We start from the raw sequence: 20,940 nt of genomic DNA, 5'->3' as shown, positions 1-20,940 counted from the left end.
AAACCTCATGGGCATTTTCGACAAGATTAAAGAAAAACTAAGTCACGAATTTATAGACATTATCGAATGGTTGGACTACACAGACGACACTATCTGCCACCGTTTTGAACGTTACCAAAACGAAATAAAAAACAATGCGAAGCTTATCGTCCGTGAAGGGCAAACAGCTGTGTTTATAAATGAAGGTCAGTTGGCGGATGTTTTCAAACCCGGAACTTATACATTAAGCACTCAAAACCTTCCGATTCTTACTACACTAAAAGGTTGGAAATACGGATTCGATAGTCCATTCAAAGCTGAAGTATATTTTGTAAATACACATTTGTTCACCGACGAAAAATGGGGTACCAAAAACCCAATTACTTTAAACGACGAACGCTTCGGACTTGTAGAGATTCGTGCTTTTGGATCTTATGCTTTTAAGATTAATGATGCTGGTAAATTTATTGTGGACATCGTTGGAACCGATAACAACTTTACCAATTTTGAAATCAACGAACATCTTAAAAGTTTAATCGCTACGCGTTTTACAGATACGGTTGGTGAAGCCAAATTACCTATCGAACTTTATGCTGCTAATACCACAGAGCTTTCAGAAACTTGTAAGGAAGTAATGCAGCCGGAATTTAATAGCGTGGGAATCTCGTTGGAGAAATTCTTTATTGAAAACGTATCCATGCCTGAAGATCTTAAAAAAGAGATCTTCGAATACAGCCGACTTGACAAAATAGATCTTGACAAATTAACTAAGTTTAAAACTGCTAAGGCAATTGAAGCTGCAGCTACCAACGAAGGTGGAACAGCAGGTGCCGGAATGGGTATGGGAATGGGATTTGTACTCGCACAACAAATGGGCGGTATGATGGCACCTCAAATGGGAGGCCAACAACAGGCTCCAATGCAACAAGTAAACACGATGCCTCCTCCAATGCCTCAAGCAATTCAGTATTTCTACTCTGCCAATGGGCAGCAAGCCGGACCGGTTGCTTTCGAACAGCTAAAGGCACTTTTCGCAAATCGGACGGTGAATAAAGACAGCTTAATCTGGAAACAGGGAATGACAAATTGGTCTCCATTGCTGGAGGTGGAAGAATTAAAGGCCTTTTTAGGAGGAAATACTCCGCCACCACTTCCGGGATCTTAAAAAAAACACCTCCCTCAGTCCCTCCTTATTAGGAGGGAGTCGTAAAGTCTCCCCTCTAATAAGAGGGGATTAAGGGGTGTGTATTATTAAAAAGAATCTTCCATTGTCTTAAAATGCAAGAAAATACTTCAAAAAAATCTGAACTTAAAAAATCCTGCGTCAATTGTGGCGCAGAACTTACCTATGCCCCGGGGACAACCGAACTGAAATGTAATTATTGCGGACATACGCAGCAAATTTCCCCTTCCGAAGATAGTTTTAAAGAACTCGAATTAGCTCCTTATCTCAATCAAATGGGGTCACAATCACATAGTGAGGAAATAACAATGTTGCATTGTAAGAATTGTGGAGCCAATCAGCATATTGAGGAAAATTATAAATCACTTCATTGCGTGTATTGCAGTATGCCATTGATTATTGAAGATGCCTACAAAGAAGATTGGATACTTCCGGGAGCCGTGCTTCCATTTCAGATTGATCAGGCAAAAGCACATGCTGTGTTTAAAAAATGGGTCGACGGATTATGGTTTGCGCCAAATAATCTAAAAAAAGCAGCTATCGATCCGCAGAACACTAAAGGGCTTTATTCGCCGTTTTGGACCTTCGATGCGCAGCTTTATGCAAACTATACTGGACAACGTGGAGATTATTATTATGTGACTGTTCCTTATACTTCCACGGTAAATGGCAAGCGAGTAACCCAAAATCGACAGGAACGAAGAACGCGATGGACTCCCGCTAGTGGTTCTGTAAATGGATTTGTTGACGATACTTTAATTAAAGCTTCTAAACAGAAAACAGGAGTTATACCAAAAAAAGTGGCATTATGGAATCTACAGGCACTACAGCCATTTGACAGTAGTTTTTTAGCTGGTTTTGTAACTGAAAAATATACTATTCCATTAAAAGAGGGACATCTTGAAGCGAATAAGGAGGCAAAAGTAATTGCAACTAATTGGGCTTGTCGTGATATTGGCGGCGACACTCAGCAAGTAAGTTCGCTGAACATGCGATTAAGTGATGAAACTTTTAAACATATTCTACTTCCTGTTTACATAAGTGCTTACAGCTTCAATGGCAAGCGATATAACTTTTTTGTGAATGGACAAACTGGTATAGTTTCGGGACAACGCCCGTATTCATTTTGGAAAATTTTTCTTTTCATTTTACTTATTATTACCATTATTTCTGTCATTTTAATATTTGCTCAAAATGGCTAGAACTTATGTAGTTGGAGACATACATGGAGGTTTACATGCACTAAAAGAAGTTTTAGATAAGGTTCCTTTCTCTTCGGAAGACCTTTTCATTTTTGTAGGGGATTATGTGGATGGGTGGAGCGATAATGCTGAAACGATTGCCTTTCTTTTGGATTTTTCTGAAGCAAATAATTGCATCTTTTTACGTGGTAATCACGATGAACTACTTTACAATTTTCTGAAAAAGGGTGACAAAAATCCAGTCTGGTTAGCCAGTGGTGGAATTTCAAGTATGTATAGCTATGCTAATCTTTCCGAAGAAGAGATACAACTACATATGCATTTTTTGGAAAAGCTAGAGAATTATCATGTAGATACTAAAAATCGATTGTTTGTACACGCCGGTTTTACCAGTATCCATGGGCCTCAGCATGAATTTTACCCTCGAAATGTCTATTGGGACCGTACGCTTTGGGAAATGGCATATAGCATGGATCAATCACTAAGACTAGGAGAACTACAATACCCAAAACGGCTCTCACTTTTCAATGAAATTTTTATTGGACATACACCAGTTACTAGAGTTGGAAAGTCTAAACCAACCAATTTCGCCAATGTTTGGAATGTAGATACAGGAGCCGCATTCAAAGGTCCTTTATCCATTTTGGACGCAGAAAGCAAAGAAATATGGCAAAGCAAACCTGTTTGGACACTATATCCCGAAGAAATGGGAAGAAATTAAGAGATTTTTAAACAAGGGTCTTAACCTTTCTTTTTATCTTTGATTAATAGATTATTAAAAATCAAATTTCTTCTAAAACTCCATCTATTTCCCCCTTTTGGTTCGGATTTAAGATTGTTTCTGAAAAAATCTTAATTATAAGAAAATGGCTACAAAAAATATTCGATTGGAAGTGATGAAAACTGTGGAGAAATCTATCGATAGTTTTGTGGAAAAATATCTTATCCCGGTAGAGGAGATTTGGCAACCTAGCGACTTACTTCCTAATTTACAGCAGGAGAATTATATGGATGGCATCATTCAGATTAGGGAAGAAGCCAAAGAACTAGGCTACGACTTTTGGGTTGTACTAGTTGGAGATATGGTGACTGAAGAAGCACTTCCTACTTACGAATCCTGGCTGATGGATGTAGAAGGAGTAGATCAGGTAGCTAATAACGGCTGGTCAAAATGGGTTCGACATTGGACTGGTGAGGAGAATCGCCATGGTGATGCACTTAATAAATACCTATACCTCTCCGGAAGGGTGAATATGAGGGAAGTTGAAAAAACAACACAACATTTAATTAATGATGGCTTTGACATAGGCACTGCCAGAGATCCGTATCGTAATTTTATTTACACAAGTTTTCAGGAGTTAGCAACCAACATTTCCCACAAACGAGTTGGGCAGTTAGCCAAACAAAAAGGGAATAAAATGTTGGGGAAAATGTGTACTGTGATTGCCGGAGATGAAATGCGACACCACCTGGCGTATCGCGAATTTGTGAAGATTATTTTCGATTATGATCCCAGTGAAATGATGCTGGCTTTTCAGGATATGATGAAGAAAAAAATTGTGATGCCTGCTCAGTTTCTTCGTGAATCCGGGGATGGGATTGCTTCCGCCTTTGAGAACTTCTCGAACGCAGCACAGCGCTTAGGCGTTTATACAACATTCGATTATATAGATATTCTAGATAAATTAAATGAATATTGGGAGATCGGGAAAATGAATTCCCTAACAGATGAGGCCGAAAAAGCCCGTGATTATCTAATGACGCTTCCGGCACGTATGACGCGTGTTGCCGAACGAATTGCCGTGCCTACAGATATTACCAAATTTAAATGGGTAGAAGCTAATGGTGTCGTTTAAAAATTTCCTTTTGCTTAAAAAATAATTAACAAAAAACTGCCTGAAAGATGGTTGTTGCAAATTGTCAATGCCGGCTAACCGACAAATTAATTGTGAGGTTTGACAAAAATGTTGCGTCTCAGGCAGCCTATTAACTAAATTAAAAATCCTATTTACTCTTTTCCTTTATCCAGAATATCCTGCCAATCTTTTAATTCCTTCCATTTTCCTTCATAGGCCATTTTTGCCTGCCTTGGCCATGTTCCCGGATTATGAACAGTATATCGTTCCCCACCAGTATCTAATATTTCCTGACAACGAGCTACACTTGTTTCAGATAGTCCTTTCCAGGCAGTAACATTATGGTTATGAAACAACTGACTTATTTTAGGACCGATGCCTTCAACAAGGGTAAGATCATCTTGTTTCACCTTTTTTCCAAAGACTGTCTTGGCAGCCGCAGCATTAAAAACTATTGAAGCTGCAGCAGTTGATGTGGTTGCGGCAAACGAAGATGTGGTCGAAGCCTTTGTTGTGGCTTTGGTATCAGCCTTAGTAAGTTGTGATCTACAAGCTCTTAGGTCATTTTCTAACTGCGCATTTTTGTTTTTCCAAAGTTCTATATCGCTGGATATTTCTTTAGTATCTCCGGAAGAACTTCTTCCCAATAAGTAACCAAGCAAAGCACATATAAGGCCTACCAATAATGGAATTAATATACACAAGTCCATAGTTAATATCTGTTTAGGTTTATAGTTTATTTAATTTACGGTAACTACAGTCCGTCTGTTTTTCGATCGCCCTTCTTCGGAATCGTTAGTAGCAATAGGCTCATCCGATCCTTTTCCGATGGATTCGATATTTGCTGCCGATATTCCATTACTTATAAGGTAGCTTTTTGCGAAATCAGCCCGTTTTTGACCGATTAATATATTTCCTTCTCTACTTCCGGTATTATCAGTATGACCTGTAACCAAAGCTTTTCCGTCCTCGACTTTATCCAAATAACGCGCAATATCCGCAATCTTTTGACGCTGTGCTTCGGAAAGATTTATCTGTGTTTGAGCATTAGCAAAGTTTAGAATCAACGGATCGTCCTGAATACTTTTTTTCAATGCATTCATTGATTCTTTTTCTTTTTCTTCGGAAGAGATTCCGGCTTCAGAAAATGAGATATTCAAAGGGCCATAGTAGATATTATCGCTTGCGCTTATGGCGTCGCTACTTTTTCCGAAGAGATTAAGACGGGAAGCATCAATCCCTCTTGAAACAAAATAATTTTTTACTGAAGTTGCCCTGGCCATTCCTAGATTTGGGAAAGCAGAGGTATTATCTTCTGCCAAAGCATACAATCCAGTAATATCAATCTGTTTAACCTCATGTTCATCTAAATAAAGCTGTAAATCGTCGATGCCTGTATTTAGATCTTCAGAAACAGGTAAAAGAATCTTGAAATCTGAGCTATTAAAATTAAAATTATTGTCAGTTCGGAATGAAAAATTTCCGTTCGGGTCACTTAGTTTAAAAGAATTACGTAGCGTTGCTTCGATCCCTCTGTTCGCATTGTTATTCTCGGTATCGCTTACTACAGATTTTTCAGTTTGAGCGGCTAATTTCCCGCCGCAACAATGTTTCCAATAGAAGTAAGTACCAATGAGGATTGTAAGCAGAATACCCAGAAGATATACCGTTTTCTTACCCATGAGGTTGGTTTGTTAATGGTTACTGTACTTCTAAGTTACAAAATAAAACTGTTGATTTTCAGGCGGTAAGCACTAAAGGAATGTTTATTCGTTTTAAGAATAAAAAAACCCGTTCAACGGTATTGTTAAACGGGTTTTTCGAAATATGTGATTTTTCAATTACTACAAATCGAATTTAATCCCTTGTGCCAGAGGCAATTCATCAGAATAGTTCACCGTATTGGTTTGTCTTCTCATATATACTTTCCAAGCATCAGATCCAGATTCACGTCCTCCACCGGTTTCTTTCTCACCTCCAAAAGCACCTCCAATTTCGGCACCGGAAGTTCCAATATTTACGTTCGCAATTCCACAGTCGGAACCAGAATACGACAAGAATTTCTCTGCTTCTTTCATTTCATTTGTCATGATTGCAGATGATAATCCTTGTGCAACACCATTTTGCATATCAATTGCATTTTCAACTTCCCCGCTGTATTTCATTAGATATAAAATAGGAGCGAATGTTTCATGTTGTACAATCTCATAATGATTTTTTGCTTCAATTATCGCAGGTTTTACGTAGCAACCGCTTTCAAAGCCTTCTCCCTTTACTACGCCTCCTTCAATTAAAACGTTTCCGCCTTCAGCTTTTGCCTTTTCGATAGCGTTCAAATACATTGCCACAGCGTCTTTATCGATTAGTGGACCAACATGTTTAGTTTCGTCTAATGGATTCCCGATCTTAATTTGAGCGTATGCACCAACAATGGCGTCTCTAACTTTATTGTAAACAGATTCATGAATAATCAATCTTCTAGTAGAAGTACAACGTTGACCTGCAGTTCCTACAGCGCCAAATACTGCTCCAGGCACCACTACTTTTAAATCGGCCGTTGGAGTAATGATAATTGCATTGTTTCCTCCTAACTCCAATAGTGATTTTCCAAAGCGCTCAGCTACCTTAGCACCTACAATTCTTCCCATTCGGGTAGATCCTGTTGCTGAAATTAAAGGAATTCTTGTGTCGTTGGTCATCATTTCACCTATTTTGTAGTCTCCATTGATGATACAAGAAATACCTTCCGGTAGATTATTTTCTTTTAAGACTCCGGCAATAATATTCTGACAAGCAACTGAGCATAAAGGAGCTTTTTCCGAAGCTTTCCACACACATACATCACCACATACCCATGCTAAGGCAGTATTCCATGCCCAAACGGCTACTGGAAAATTAAAGGCAGAAATAATACCTACAACACCTAAAGAGTGCCATTGCTCTCTCATAACATGTCCGGGACGCTCTGAAGGAATCGTCTGTCCATTTAATTGTCTAGACAATCCAACTGCGAAGTCACAGATATCGATCATTTCTTGAACTTCTCCATAACCTTCTTGAAGAGATTTCCCCATTTCGTATGAAACTAACTTCCCTAACGGTTCTTTCAATTCTCTTAGTTTATTTCCAAACTGCCGTACTATTTCACCTCGTTGAGGTGCAGGGATAGTTCTAAATGTTTTGAAAGCAGCAGTGGCCGATTCCATAACTTTTTCGTAATCTTCTTTTGTAGTAACGGTTACCTTACCAATAAGTTTTCCGTCTACTGGCGAATAAGAAGCAATGGTATCTTCTCCTGAAAACCATTTATTTCCAGTTGAAGTTCCCGGGTTGACTTCTTTTATTCCCAATTTTTGTAATGCTTCTTCAATTCCGAAGGATGTTGCTACAGTTGACATATATTGTTATGTTTTTGTTCTTAATTCATTTTTGCTGAAAGCTGTAAAAAGCGCTTCAGATTATGAGTTTGCAAAGGTACATAATACTGTATAGAATTTGAAATGAATACGAAGGTCTTTCCGAAGAACAAACGAAAGCACAAATCTCGCTTAAATGAAGCTTAAAATTTATAAAGTTTTGATACGGGACTTATTAAGGTTGTAACATACAAACATTCCAGTTTCGATTATTTTTAGTGAATAACGTACGGATATGCTCTCTGGATTCCTTAAATTCCAGAAATTCGAATCTCAGTGGTTCAATTTTAAAACCTCCCCAATTGAGTGGTCTCACCACTTCTTTATTATTAAATTCTTGTTTAGTTTTTTCAATAGAATCTTGAAACAAACTTGTAGTGGTCAAAATTTCTCCTTGTTTACTAGCAACACTAATTATCTGGGAGTTTTTATTCCTATTGGAAAAATAAAAATCGGAGGATTGGTCATCTAGTAAGCTAGCGACCCCTTGAATTCTTATTTGTCGGCCACTCTCATCCCACCAAAAAGTAAGTGCAACTTTTGGATTCTGATCAATTTCCTGACCCTTTCGTGAGGATAATGGTCCTGTGGTAATAAGGTATGGGTGCTGCAGTTCTTTTAGCGCAACATTTCGTGCATTTGGAAAACCATCTAATCCTATTGTTGACAGAACACAGGCTGAGGGATGATTTAGTGCTGTAGAAGTTATATGTTCATGCAGCCATGAACTAAACACGTAAAACGGATTAGGGCTGTCTGATACTATCATTATATTATTCTCCAGTAAATCTAGGATCTGTTTCCATTACGGTTCCACAGTTGTTGCAGGTGCGATGATCTTTCGAATTGTAGAAATCTTTAAAGTGTGGAAGGAAGTCCTTCTCGACATCATGTAATTCAAAATAGACTTCGTGAATCTTATTATTGCAATTATCACAAAACCAAAGTAAACCGTCTTTGTAGCCTTGTCCGGCGCGTTTGCGTTCGATGACTAAACCTATTGAATTATCTCCGCGAACCGGTGAATGTGGTGTTTTTGAAGGATGAAGATACATATCCCCTGGACCCAATTCCAATACTCTTTTCTCTCCATTATCCTGTATAATCACTTGAATATTTCCTTCCAGTTGATAGAATAATTCTTCCGTTTCATTATAATGATAATCTTTTCTAGCGTTGGGACCCGCCACGACCATTACTATGTAATCCTGAGCATCTATATAAAGATTTTTATTTCCTACAGGTGGTTTTAGCAGATCTCTATTTTCGTCGATCCATTTATTTAGATTGAAAGGTTTTCTAATTGCCATTGCCTTATTTTTAAGAGTACACGTAAAAATAAGGCAATTGACGCAAAAGAAAAAGTTAAGTTGGGAATTACTTTTTGTAGAAAAGTTGGGTAAAGTAGTATCTGTTATCGCTTGCCTTTAGCACTCCAAAACCTGAGTGTGAAAAGTTGCCTTCTATAATTTCTCTATGGCCTTCGCTGTTTAACCAGGCTTGAACAACAGCTTCTGCGGTATTGTATCCAAAAGCTACATTTTCGCCAACTCTTTCGGCTCCGTTATCTCTAAGTGCCTGTGCGCGAACACCAAAATTGTCATGATTGATTTGTGATTTCGCCATCATATAATGAGAATGATCTACAGCGTAAGCCGATGCGAATTGTTTATCTGATATAATAGGAGTTAGCCCAAGAGTATTTCTATATTCATTTACCAATACCAAAATCTCATCTGCCATTTTCCAATCGGTTTCATTAGCTAGATTTAGGTCAATTGTGTAATTTGCTTCTTCGGAAGTAAAGCTTTCATCTTTCTGACAAGAAGTTGCAAGAAAAAGAAAAACCATTGCAAGTAGGTTAAGTTGTAGTAGTCTCATAATTTGGGGGGCATCAAATTTGGGGCATGATGTTGAATCAAATGTAAAGAATTTTCTTACATCAATTACAGTTTATCGTATTAATTATGTCTTTAATCGTAAATTAATTCGATTTATCCGATAATTCCTACAAGTAAAATTCCTACAAATCCCGCATTATATATGCGATACTTGTAAAGAATTGACTGTCAAAATAAAATATGATATGTATAAAACTTTAACACTTTTAATCCTGCTTTTTGTGCTTTTCAGCTGTAAAAATGATAGAAAAACGGCTTCAAAAGATTCAAATTCTCATTCTGAAACGACAAAAACCGATCAAAACTTCGGAATTGTAATCCATGGAGGTGCCGGAACCATCCTAAAAGAAAATATGAGCGATTCGCTCGAGAACGCCTATAAAGTAAAACTCACTGAAGCAATTAACGTAGGTTACTCCATTTTGAAAAACGGAGGAACTTCAATGGAGGCCGTGGTGTCAACTATTAATGTAATGGAGGATTCCCCTCTATTTAATGCTGGAAAAGGATCTGTATTCACGCATGATGAAACCAACGAGATGGATGCTTCAGTCATGAATGGTGCCGATTTAAATGCCGGTGCTGTTGCCGGAGTTACCAGAATTAAAAATCCGATAAGCCTTGCATTGGTAGTTATGAACGACTCCCCTCATGTTATGCTAAGTGGAAAAGGAGCTGAAATCTTTGCACAGGAAAAAGGCTTCCTGCTTGTAGATCCAGAATACTTCTACACCGAAAATAGGTTCCAATCGCTTCAGAAAATAAAAAACAGAGAAAAGCAGAAAGCCAAAAAGCTAGGCAGTGTTTTTGAAGATCCGTACATTAAAAACTCAAAATTCGGAACGGTCGGCTATGCTGCTTTAGATAAAAATGGAAATCTGGCTGCCGGGACTTCCACCGGTGGAATGACCAATAAAAGATGGAATCGGATTGGGGATGCACCTATCATTGGTGCTGGGACCTATGCCAATAATGCCACCTGTGCAGTTTCGTCCACAGGTTGGGGTGAATATTTTATCCGAGCAATGGTTGCACATGATATTTCCGCCATGATGGAATATAAAGGAGTTTCACTTAATGAAGCCGCCAAAGAGGTAATACAAAAGAAAGTTCCCGCTTTAGGTGGTGATGGTGGTATTGTTGCCATCGATAAAGATGGAAATGTCGCTATGGAATTCAACACTGCCGGAATGTACCGCGCACATATGAATTCTGAAGGGGAACTAACCCTTGGAATATATAAGGAGTAAGCTTTTAATTTATAGTATAGTTAGTGTCTTTCGCATACTTACAACATATTGTGCCCAATTGTTAAACTCTTGCCAAATGTTAAAATCGATATACGATATTCATTAAATCTTTCGTTTTCAGCCTATATCTCCCTCCCTTAATTCTATAAATTACGCGTTCAAGTCCTAGATATGTAGGAATTTTGAGATGGCTTTGCCATTGCGAAAAACCACTATTTACCGTAATTTTAATTATTTCTAAACCATCTTTTATGAAAATTCTGCATCGTGTTCTCATTCTCTTGCTTATCGTAGCAATTTCCTCCTGTACTAAGAAAAATGATCTTTCCGACACCGACAATCTCTTTAAGTTCAAAGAGTTCATTTCGTATAATACCAATGGAAACATTTCTATTTCTGAAGCCATCCGAATTGACCTTGCTCAACCTTTGGAACAGTTCGAAATATCCCAGGAAATTTCTTCAGAGTATCTTAAGATAAGTCCTAAAACCGAAGGAAAAGTCACTATCGATAACGGAAGAACACTTGTTTTTCAACCTACAGAGCATCTGCAATCTGACACAGAATATCATGTAACCGTTAAGCTCTCTAAACTTTACGATGATATTGGGCAGGAATTTAAAAATTACACTTTCGCTTTTAAAACTATTAAGCCTGCATTTAAATTGAACGTGCAAAATTTGCAATCCTATAGCAAACAATGGCAATACCTCGAGGGAACAATTGAAGCAAGTGATATCATCTCTCTCGAGAAAGCCAAGCGACTTGTTACAGCCAATCAAAATGATAAGAAACTAAGTGTTAAATGGCCTTCGGAAGCAGACGATGCTGCTTTTTTTAGCTTCGTTATTGACAGTATTCAACGAAAAAAAGATGATAGTGAAATTATTATTTCATGGAACGGAAAAGCAATAAAAGCCGAAAACCAAGGAGAGAATAAATTCGCCATTCCAGGACAGAATAATTTTACGGTCGTTGGTATTAAAAGTACTGTGGCTCCACAAGCTTCGCTGAAAATCAATTTTTCGGATCCATTAAAAGAAAATCAGAATTTTGCCGGGCTTGTCTCGATAGAGGGTGCCGAGAATCTTCGTTTTGAAGTCAATGGTAATATGCTTTTTGTATATCCTTCAACCAGAATTATAGGTAACGTGAGGGTAACCTTGTTTAATGGGATTTCAAACACCGAAGATTTCAAGCTCAAAAAGGAGTTTTCAGAATTAATTTCCTTCGAACAGCTAAAACCGGCGGTTCGCTTACTTTCTAAAGGTGTAATCCTACCTAATGCCGCTTCAACCCCCTTGAATTTTGAGGCTGTTAATCTTTCCGCAGTCGATGTACGTGTGATCAAGATTTATGAATCGAATATGCTTCAGTTTATGCAGGCTTCGAATCTGGACAATTATAATTCGTACAACATACGAACTGTAGGAAGACGAATTGCAAAAAAAACGATATCCCTTCAGAATAAAAACCTAGATTCTGACGGACTATGGAAAGCACACGCACTAAATCTATCTGAGTTATTCAAGGCAGATCCAGGTGCTTTATATAGAGTGGAATTCAGTTTTAAAAAGGAATATATCCTGTATGATTGTGATGCAGGCGCAAACGATATTGCCTCCAATGATTCGGAAGATTACTACGAAGACGATTACTATTACGAAGAGAGTGGTTACAATGACGACGGCTCGGGTGATGAAGACGAACGCGAAGAACGGTATTGGGATAATGAATTGTATAACTGGCGTAATTATTCCTACAACTGGGAACAAATGGACAACCCTTGCCACAATGCCTATTACAATGAAGATAGAATGGCAAGCACCAATATATTGGGGTCAGATCTTGGGTTTATCGTAAAAAAAGGCAACAATCGAACCTATCATTTTATTGCAAATAATCTCTTAACAACCAATCCTGAAAGCGGAGTAAAAATTAAACTTTACAATTACCAACAGCAATTAATAGAAACAGTGACAACAGATTCTGAAGGCTTTGCACTTTTCGATAGTGATCGAAGTATTGCCTTCGCAGTGGCACAAAAAGGAAAGAATTATGCCTATTTAAAATTGGAAGATGGCCATGCACTTTCGCTTAGTAATTTTGATGTTTCAGGAAAGCAACTGCAAAAAGGATTAAAAGGATTTTTATATTCTGAAAGAGGAGTACATCGTCCTGGGGATAGTATCCATCTTACCTTTGTATTGAATGATGTTGCCAATCCATTACCAAAAGATCATCCCGTGAAACTCGAAGTAACTGATGCCAGAGGAAAGTTAGTTCAAAGAACCATAGTTTCATCCTCTGTAGTAACATCGAAACCGACATTGGAAGGTGCTCGCGAAAACGGAAATTTTTACTATTTTCCTATTGCGACCGAATCTACCGCTCCAACAGGTACATGGAATGCAACAGTAACGGTTGGTGGCGTTCAGTTTGCCACGTCTTTGAAAGTTGCCACTATTAAACCAAACCGCCTAAAGATTAAGCTAGATTTCGAAGATGAGATCCTGGATGCTAGTAAGCCTATAAAAGGAGTTGCAACGGCAACATGGTTACACGGTTCTCCCGCCAGAAATTTAAAAATAGAAATGGACGCGACACTACGTTCTACGGGAACTGCATTTACTAAATTTCCTAATTATACCTTTAACGATCCTGTTCGCAGTTTTAATGAGGTTGAATTACCTATTTTAAAAATGGATTTATCTTCGGAAGGGATTGCTAATTTTAATCAGAAGTTAGACCTCAGCGAGAAAGCTCCGGGAATGCTACGAGCTACTTTTTTGACCAAGGTTTATGAAGGAGGTGGCGATTTTTCCATAGATGTGTTTTCTAAAAATTTATCTCCGTATAGTCATTTTGTTGGCCTCCGTTCTCCTGAAGCCCATCGTTATGGGTCCTACTTTACGGATCAAAACACCGTTTTTAATCTAGCTTCAGTTGATGCACAAGGAAATGCTGCAGGCAATAGAGAATTGGAAGTAAAAGTATTTAGAATAGAATGGCGCTGGTGGTGGAACCGCGGCGGTGACAATCTTTCCCGTTATGAAAACTCCACAGTTCATCGGCCCGTAAAAGAATTTACAATAACAACCGATGGAAGTGGGAAATCGAATTTCACAGTAAATATTCCTGAAGAGGAAGGCGGCCGATATCTAATTAGAGTGGTCGATAAAAAAAGCGGACATGCAACCGGGCGCATTACCTATTTTTATCGCAACTGGTGGAAGGCACCAATGGATGGCGACTCTGAAAGTTCTAAAATGCTTGTTTTTTCAGCCGATAAAGAAAAATACAATGTTGGTGAAGAAGCTGTAATTACGTTCCCATCCGGAAGCGAAGGACGAGCTTTGATAAGTATTGAAAATGGTACAGAGGTTTTGTCAACGCAATGGATCGCCACTCAAAAAGGTGAAACCAAAGCAACAATCAAGCTTGAAGAATATATGGCTCCCAACGTATATGTCAATATCTCGTTGCTTCAGCCACACGCACAAACAAAGAACGACTTACCAATTAGATTGTACGGTGTGATCCCATTATTGGTTGAAAACCCATCGACTGTTCTTCATCCAAAACTCGAAATGCCCGAAGTGTTGAAGCCTGAAGAAAAATTTTCGATAAAAGTTTCCGAAGAAAAAGGAAAAGCCATGACCTATACTATTGCTATGGTAGACGAAGGATTGTTAGATTTAACCCGTTTCGAAACTCCAAAGATCCATGATGCATTTTATACGCGGGAAGCACTTGGTGTGCGAACTTTCGATATATACGACTACGTGATTGGCGCATACTCCGGAAGTGTAAATAATATTTACGCCATTGGTGGTGGAGATGAAGCAGCGGGAGCAAAAAATCGTAAGGCAGATCGTTTTAAGCCGGTGGTTCGATATATAGGTCCTTTTAGCCTGAAGGCAGGTGAAAAAGCAACACATCAGCTTACGATGCCCAATTATGTTGGCTCGGTTCGTACCATGATAGTGGCCGGAAATAATCCAAATAGTGCCTATGGTAAAACCGATAAAACCACTCCTGTTCGGAAACCTTTAATGGTATTAGCATCGCTTCCTCGGAAACTATCGCCTGGGGAAATAATCACCCTTCCAGTGACGGTATTTGCGATGGAGAAGAAAATAAAATCGGCTACTGTTTCTCTGAAGCTTGGTGACGCTCTGAAACCAGTTAACGGAGTTTCAAAAACTATTTCATTCTCTGAACCCGGAGAGCAGATTGTAAATTTCGACTTCGAAGTATTGGCAACTCCTTCCGAAGAGAAAAATGGAACATCTAACATTCAAACTATAGAGGTTTTAGCCTCAGGTAATGGTGAAAAAGCTTCTTATAAGGTAGAAATTGATGTTGAAAACCCTAATCCGATAACCCAAAAGACAACTCAATTTACACTTTCAGAAAATGGTTCTCAAAATATAGAATTTAGCACATATGGAGTATCAGGAACGAATGGTGCGATGCTAGAATTCTCTACAGTTCCACCAATGGATTTTGGAAAACGACTCGAATATTTAATTCAGTATCCTCATGGTTGTATTGAACAAACTACTTCAGGGGCGTTCCCGCAATTATATTTAGCAGATGTTTTCGATATCACTTTCAACAAAAAACAAGAAATTGAGAACAATATAAAAGGAGCAGTTCAAAGGTTGAGTAATTTTCAAGGAACCGACGGCGGACTTAGTTACTGGCCAGGTGAAAGAAATGCTGATGATTGGGGCACTAATTACGCTGGGCATTTTATGTTGGAAGCAAAACAAAAAGGCTATGCATTACCTATTACATTTATGAGTAATTGGCTGAAGTATCAGAAAAATGCAGCGCGACAATGGCGAAATAGTGACACACCATACGATCAAAGTCTAACGCAGGCATATCGTCTATATACTTTGGCACTCGCCGGTCAGCCGGAGTTAGCAGCTATGAATCGTCTTCGCGAATCAAAAAATCTAAGTAATGACGCAAAGTGGAGATTAGCAGCCGCCTACGCTTTAGCAGGTAAAAAGCAAGTCGCAACAGACTTATCGCAGAAGGCAAACATCAACTTTGTTCCTCTACAATACGATTACTACTCTTATGGATCGCCTTTTAGAAATAAAGCGATGGCGTTAGAAACTATGGTCATTACGGAAGACCCGAGACAACGTGATATGGCGATTTCACTCGCGAAGGAGTTGTCGTCTCAACGCTGGTATAGTACTCAGGAAACATCCTATGGGTTATTAGCAATGGCAAAAATGATTCAAAAGAACGGCGGAAAAGCAATGGAGCTCACTTTTAGTAAAAATGGAAAGGCAAATTCGCTTACTACAGATAAAGCCGTCGCGCAAAGAGAAATTGGTCTTACGATGGGAAAAAACTCGGTAAACGTTACCAACAAAAAAGGCAATGTGGTCTATGTTACTTTGATTCAGAAAGGAAAACTTCCATTAGGAGATGAATTGGCAGAGAAACGAAATCTAAGTATCAACGCACAATATTTTGATGGTGAAGGAAAAAAATTGGACGTAACTAATTTACGTCAGGGATCAGAAATCAATGCGAAGGTTACTGTTACTAATACCTCCAATGATTGGGTAAATAATATTGCGCTAACGAAGATTTTCCCAGGCGGATGGGAGATCGTAAACACTAGTTTTACAGAACATGGTGGGGGTGCAACCGGATCGGCAAGATATACAGATATACGAGATGATAGAGTGAATTTCTATTTCGATTTGAACCGACAGGAATCTAAAACATTCACAGTAAAATTAAACGCTTCGTATCTCGGGAAATATTATTTACCCGGAACTCAAGTGGAAGCTATGTACGATAATAATTATTATGCGCGGAACAAAGGAATTTGGGTGACGGTGGAGCAGTAGGTCCCTCACCCCGGCCCTTTCCCGCTGAGAGGAAGGTTTAATCATTAAAATGATTAATCATTTATAATAGATGTAATAAAAAAGAGGTTTGACTTAAAACATGAATAAAAAAACTTACATAAAATCTAATCTTAAAAAGCATAAATTCAAGCTTGGGTTTTTGTTTATTGGATTTGTATTGTGGTTTTTTTGTTTGCCTTCGGAAGTATTTGATGTTCCAACCGCGACCGTTGTAGAAAGTAAAGAAGGTATTATGTTAGGCGCTCGAATTGCAGATGACGGACAATGGCGTTTCCCAAAAATGGATTCGGTGCCTTATCGTTTTGAGCAATCTATTTTACATTTTGAAGACGAATATTTTTATAAGCATCCGGGATTTAATCCGGTGTCGATTGGGAAAGCACTTTGGGGAAATCTAACTACCGATAAGCGTCGAGGTGGAAGTACTATAACCCAACAAGTAATCCGAATTTCACGTAAGAATAAAGGTCGAAATTATGGCGAAAAGCTTATCGAAATCGTGCAAGCGACAAGGTTAGAAGCTGGTTATTCGAAAGAGGAGATTCTAGGGTTGTATGCGTCCTATGCTCCTTTTGGTGGAAATGTGGTTGGCTTGGAAACGGCTTCATGGCGCTATTTCGGAATTCCTTCGGAAGAACTTAGCTGGGGGCAATCGGCTGCATTGGCTGTTTTACCCAACGCGCCTTCGCTCATTTTTCCGGGAAAGAATGAAAGCATTTTAAAAACAAAGAGAGATCGTCTTTTACTAAAGTTGTTTCAGAAAGAAATAATAGGTCAAACTACTTATGAATTGGCTTTAGACGAGCGTTTACCTGGAAAACCATTTCCATTGCCCGAATTGGCAGCACATCTAACCGAAAAGATTCGTCAATCGCATCGAGGTGAGCGAATTCAAAGTACCATTGATTATTCCCTTCAGAAAAAAATAAACCAAATAAGCAAAGAGCACTACAATATATTAAGTCAGAATCAAATCAACAATCTGGCGGTATTGGTATTGGACATTGAAAGTCGGGAAGTTCTGGCGTATATAGGCAATGCTCCCACTACCCGGGAAAACAACAATTATGTTGATATCATTTCTAAGTCTCGAAGCACCGGAAGCATTTTAAAACCTTTTTTATACGCTGCGATGTTAGATAGTGGAGAATTGCTCCCAAACACATTAGTTGCCGATATTCCTACTATTGTGAATGGCTATAGCCCTCAAAATTTCGATAAAAAATTTAGTGGTGCAGTTCCGGCAAGTGTTGCGCTATCGCGATCACTCAATATTCCTGCGGTTAGAATGCTGAGATCCCATGGTTTGGAACGTTTTTACAATGAATTGCAACAAATGAATTTTTCGAATATATCACATCCTTCAGATTATTACGGACTTACCTTAATTCTGGGAGGTGCAGAAAGTTCACTTTGGGATATCACCAAAGCCTATGCGGGAATGGCTTCTGGTCTCTCATTTTTTAATAACTCTTCCAGCGAATATAGAACCAACGAATTTATTGATCCAGTTTACATTCGGAATGAGGTTGCGGACTTCGGAAAGATTCGAAACAGCTCTCCATTATATAATGCCGGAGCGATTTACAATACATTAAACTCACTTCAGAAAGTAAATCGCCCACAAGGAGAGGAGAATTGGAGTTTTTTTAGTAATTCGCAGCCCATTGCATGGAAAACCGGGACAAGTTATGGTTTTAAGGACGCATGGGCGGTTGGGGTAACTTCCAAATATGCAATTGGAGTCTGGGTAGGAAATGCAGACGGAGAAGGGCGCCCGGGACTCACTGGAATTCAGACTGCGGCACCTATACTTTTTGACGTGCTGGATGTTCTTCCTAAATCAGATTGGTTTGCGACACCTTACGATGAGTTGATTGAAGCGAAAGTTTGTACTAAAAGTGGACATTTAGCCGGTGTTTTTTGTGATGATTTTACTTCTCAATGGATTCCGAAAGAGGGAATTAAGACAACCGCATGTACCTACCATCAAAAGGTATTTTTAGATGCTTCAGAAAAGCTACGAGTGAATTCATCATGCTTTGAACTTTCAGAAATGAAACAAAAAAGCTGGTTTGCACTACCACCTGTTATGGAATATTATTATGCTAGCCAACATCCCGAATATAAACCTTTACCAGATTTTGCTCAAGGCTGTCTAAGAGAAGGAGAACATACAATGGAGTTTATCTTTCCGAAGAAAAATGAAACCATATTACTTCCAAAAGATTTTGATGAAAATCTAAGTGAGGTTGTTTTTAAGTTGGCACATCGATCGCCCGACACGACGGTATATTGGTATTTAGACTCCCAATTTATAGGGAGCACTCAAACCTTTCATGAGATAGCACTTAGTCCGAAATCGGGAACGCATTTCTTAACGGCTACCGATCAATTGGGTAACGAGCTAAGACAGCAGGTCGAGATTAGTAAAGCCTCACTATAAAACTCCAAATAACACAATTAACAATTATTTAACTTCGGTTTGTTCGGATTGTTCCGAACTAAAATATAAATTTGCATAGAGTTTTACTGCTAGTGAATATTTTGTTTTCACTAAACAGTAATAAAGCAAATAAAAATGAAAGAAAAAATCTGCCAAAAAAAAATGAGTTTAGTTGAAAAACTAGGTGTGCATTTAGAAAACAGAGAACAGTTAGCGCCTGTAGCAGCACGTATTTTATCTTATATAATTTTAACAGGTAAAAAAGGAACCACCTTTGAAGATATGGTAACTATCCTTTGCGCAAGTAAAAGTACAATTTCTACGCACCTCAATCATTTGCAAGATTTAAACAAAATTCAGTATTTCACAAAAACAGGAGATCGAAAAAAATATTTTGTAATTAATAGAGGCGTGGTTGTTCAACATATTGACTTTATGATAAATAAATGGAAGGAAGAACGTGAGATACATTTAGAATTAAAAAATTACAAAGAAACTATAAACAACAATAGCATTGAAAATGAAGATGAAAAATTTGATTTAAGTTTTCATGATGATTACATCAAATTTATAGATGGCGCTACTGCTTCTGTAGAAGAATTAAGAACAAACCTAGCAAACAATAAATTCAATATTTAACTAATATAAAATGAGAAATAATAAAGTATCAACCTTACTTGCACTAAGTGTATTTTTAGTTGTTATAAGTTGTGGAAACACAGAACAAAATCAACCAGCAGCAGAAGCACCACCTGCATCGTTTCCTGTAGCCAAAATTCAAAGCAAAACTGTAACAGGATATACAGATTATCCAGCAACCATCGAAGGCATGGTAAATAGTGACGTTAGAGCTAAAACATCAGGTTATATTGAGAAAGTGTTTGTAGACGAAGGTCAAAAAGTACGAAAAGGACAGGTGCTATTCAAATTAGAAACACAGTCATTAAGTCAGGATGCCGGCGCGGCCAAAGCGCGTATTAATATAGCACAAGTAGAAGTAGATAAATTGATTCCGCTTGTCGAAAAAAACATTATTAGTCCGGTCCAATTAGAAACAGCTAAGGCCAACTTAGCACAAGCAAGAGCCAATTATAGCGGAGTTTCTGCAAATATTGGTTATGCAACTATTAAAAGTCCGATTGATGGTTATGTAGGTTCTATTAATTTTAGAGAAGGTGCTTTAATTAGTCCAAGTGATTCTAAACCTTTAACAACAGTTAGTGAGATTGATCAAGTATATGCTTTTTTTAGTTTTAATGAAGCGCAATACATAGACCACTTACAACGATCTGAAGGAAAAACGAAAGCAGAGCGTATTAAAAATTCACCAGATTTAAGTTTGATTTTAGCGAATGGTAAAATGTATTCTGAAAAAGGACGAATTCAAACGAGTACGGGTCAGATAAACCAAAGTACGGGAACCATTAAAATTAGAGCTGCTTTTAACAATCCAAACGAAATTTTAACCAACGGAAACAGCGGTAAAATAAGATTTCCAATAGAGTATAAGGATGCTATTGTAGTCCCTCAAACAGCCACATTTGAGCAACAGGGTAATATTATGATTTTTAAACTTGGTGAGAACAATAAAGTTGAAACTTCAATTTTACAAGTTAAGGGAACAGTAGATAACTTATACGTTGTAGAATCTGGTATAGATGAAAATGATAAAATAATAGTTTCCGGTGTTGGTAAATTACGAAACGGAATGGTAATCTCTCCTCAAGAAACTTCTTTTGAAGATGCCATTAAACAGGTCGCTACATTATTTAAAAACTAATCACTCACTAACAAAAATAGT

The 20,940-nt window shown here is 38.2% G+C and carries 15 protein-coding genes; 9 read left to right on the top strand and 6 right to left on the bottom strand.

Annotated features, from left to right (window positions below; genetic code table 11):
• Nucleotides 1–7: 7 nt before the first annotated feature.
• The 4 genes from BXY75_RS02620 (at nt 8) to BXY75_RS02605 (ending at nt 4,220) form a co-directional block, all read left to right on the top strand.
• The gene (locus BXY75_RS02620) at nt 8–1,144 is read left to right on the top strand and encodes an SPFH domain-containing protein (RefSeq protein WP_121906140.1); all 1,137 of its coding nucleotides are present in this window, start codon (nt 8–10) and stop codon (nt 1,142–1,144) included.
• A gap of 113 nt (nt 1,145–1,257) precedes the next feature.
• On the top strand, nt 1,258–2,364 hold the full coding sequence (locus BXY75_RS02615; protein ID WP_121906139.1) for a DNA helicase PriA: 1,107 nt from the start codon (nt 1,258–1,260) through the stop codon (nt 2,362–2,364).
• Nucleotides 2,357–3,085, top strand: coding sequence for a metallophosphoesterase family protein (locus tag BXY75_RS02610; RefSeq protein WP_121906138.1), 729 nt, complete (start codon nt 2,357–2,359; stop codon nt 3,083–3,085). Before BXY75_RS02615 ends, BXY75_RS02610 begins: the two co-directional genes overlap by 8 nt.
• Nucleotides 3,086–3,230: 145 nt before the next feature.
• Nucleotides 3,231–4,220, top strand: coding sequence for an acyl-ACP desaturase (locus tag BXY75_RS02605; RefSeq protein ID WP_121906137.1), 990 nt, complete (start codon nt 3,231–3,233; stop codon nt 4,218–4,220).
• A gap of 152 nt (nt 4,221–4,372) precedes the next feature.
• Here the strand turns inward: BXY75_RS02605 and BXY75_RS02600 are convergent, their stop codons facing one another.
• From BXY75_RS02600 to BXY75_RS02575, 6 genes are all read right to left on the bottom strand, one after another.
• A complete protein-coding gene (locus BXY75_RS02600; RefSeq protein ID WP_121906136.1) occupies nt 4,373–4,930 on the bottom strand; it encodes a hypothetical protein in 558 nt (185 codons plus the stop codon).
• Nucleotides 4,931–4,960: 30 nt separating this feature from the next.
• Nucleotides 4,961–5,902: an OmpA family protein gene (locus BXY75_RS02595; protein WP_121906135.1), complete on the bottom strand. Its 942-nt coding sequence runs from the start codon at nt 5,900–5,902 to the stop codon at nt 4,961–4,963.
• Between the two features lie 162 nt (nt 5,903–6,064).
• Nucleotides 6,065–7,618 carry an L-piperidine-6-carboxylate dehydrogenase gene (gene amaB, locus BXY75_RS02590; RefSeq protein ID WP_121906134.1) on the bottom strand — a complete coding sequence of 518 codons (1,554 nt, stop codon included), beginning with the start codon at nt 7,616–7,618 and terminating at the stop codon, nt 6,065–6,067.
• 193 nt (nt 7,619–7,811) lie between these two features.
• Nucleotides 7,812–8,405, bottom strand: a complete 594-nt coding sequence (locus BXY75_RS02585) for a pyridoxine/pyridoxamine 5'-phosphate oxidase (protein ID WP_121906133.1) — start codon at nt 8,403–8,405, stop codon at nt 7,812–7,814.
• 4 nt (nt 8,406–8,409) lie between these two features.
• Nucleotides 8,410–8,946 (bottom strand): 3-hydroxyanthranilate 3,4-dioxygenase, encoded by a 537-nt coding sequence (locus tag BXY75_RS02580; RefSeq protein ID WP_121906132.1) that lies wholly within the window; start codon nt 8,944–8,946, stop codon nt 8,410–8,412.
• Between the two features lie 67 nt (nt 8,947–9,013).
• Nucleotides 9,014–9,517 (bottom strand): CAP domain-containing protein, encoded by a 504-nt coding sequence (locus tag BXY75_RS02575; protein ID WP_121906131.1) that lies wholly within the window; start codon nt 9,515–9,517, stop codon nt 9,014–9,016.
• A 205-nt stretch (nt 9,518–9,722) separates the two neighbouring features.
• On the opposite strand from BXY75_RS02575, the gene BXY75_RS02570 reads away from it, so the two are divergent.
• The 5 genes from BXY75_RS02570 (at nt 9,723) to BXY75_RS02550 (ending at nt 20,919) form a co-directional block, all read left to right on the top strand.
• Nucleotides 9,723–10,787 (top strand): isoaspartyl peptidase/L-asparaginase family protein, encoded by a 1,065-nt coding sequence (locus tag BXY75_RS02570; protein ID WP_121906130.1) that lies wholly within the window; start codon nt 9,723–9,725, stop codon nt 10,785–10,787.
• A 251-nt stretch (nt 10,788–11,038) separates the two neighbouring features.
• Entirely contained in the window at nt 11,039–16,672 is a 5,634-nt protein-coding gene (locus BXY75_RS02565) for an alpha-2-macroglobulin family protein (protein ID WP_121906129.1), read from the top strand.
• Nucleotides 16,673–16,772: 100 nt separating this feature from the next.
• Nucleotides 16,773–19,139, top strand: coding sequence for a penicillin-binding protein 1C (gene pbpC / locus BXY75_RS02560; protein ID WP_121906128.1), 2,367 nt, complete (start codon nt 16,773–16,775; stop codon nt 19,137–19,139).
• Nucleotides 19,140–19,274: 135 nt separating this feature from the next.
• Nucleotides 19,275–19,778, top strand: coding sequence for a GbsR/MarR family transcriptional regulator (locus BXY75_RS02555; RefSeq protein ID WP_121906127.1), 504 nt, complete (start codon nt 19,275–19,277; stop codon nt 19,776–19,778).
• A gap of 10 nt (nt 19,779–19,788) precedes the next feature.
• Nucleotides 19,789–20,919 (top strand): efflux RND transporter periplasmic adaptor subunit, encoded by a 1,131-nt coding sequence (locus BXY75_RS02550; RefSeq protein ID WP_121906126.1) that lies wholly within the window; start codon nt 19,789–19,791, stop codon nt 20,917–20,919.
• The last annotated feature ends 21 nt before the right edge of the window (nt 20,920–20,940 follow it).

The organism is Ulvibacter antarcticus (assembly GCF_003688405.1).
GTDB classification, from domain to species: domain Bacteria; phylum Bacteroidota; class Bacteroidia; order Flavobacteriales; family Flavobacteriaceae; genus Ulvibacter; species Ulvibacter antarcticus.
The sequence above is the reverse complement of the archived record's forward strand: the minus strand, read 5'-3'. Positions and strand labels throughout refer to the sequence as shown.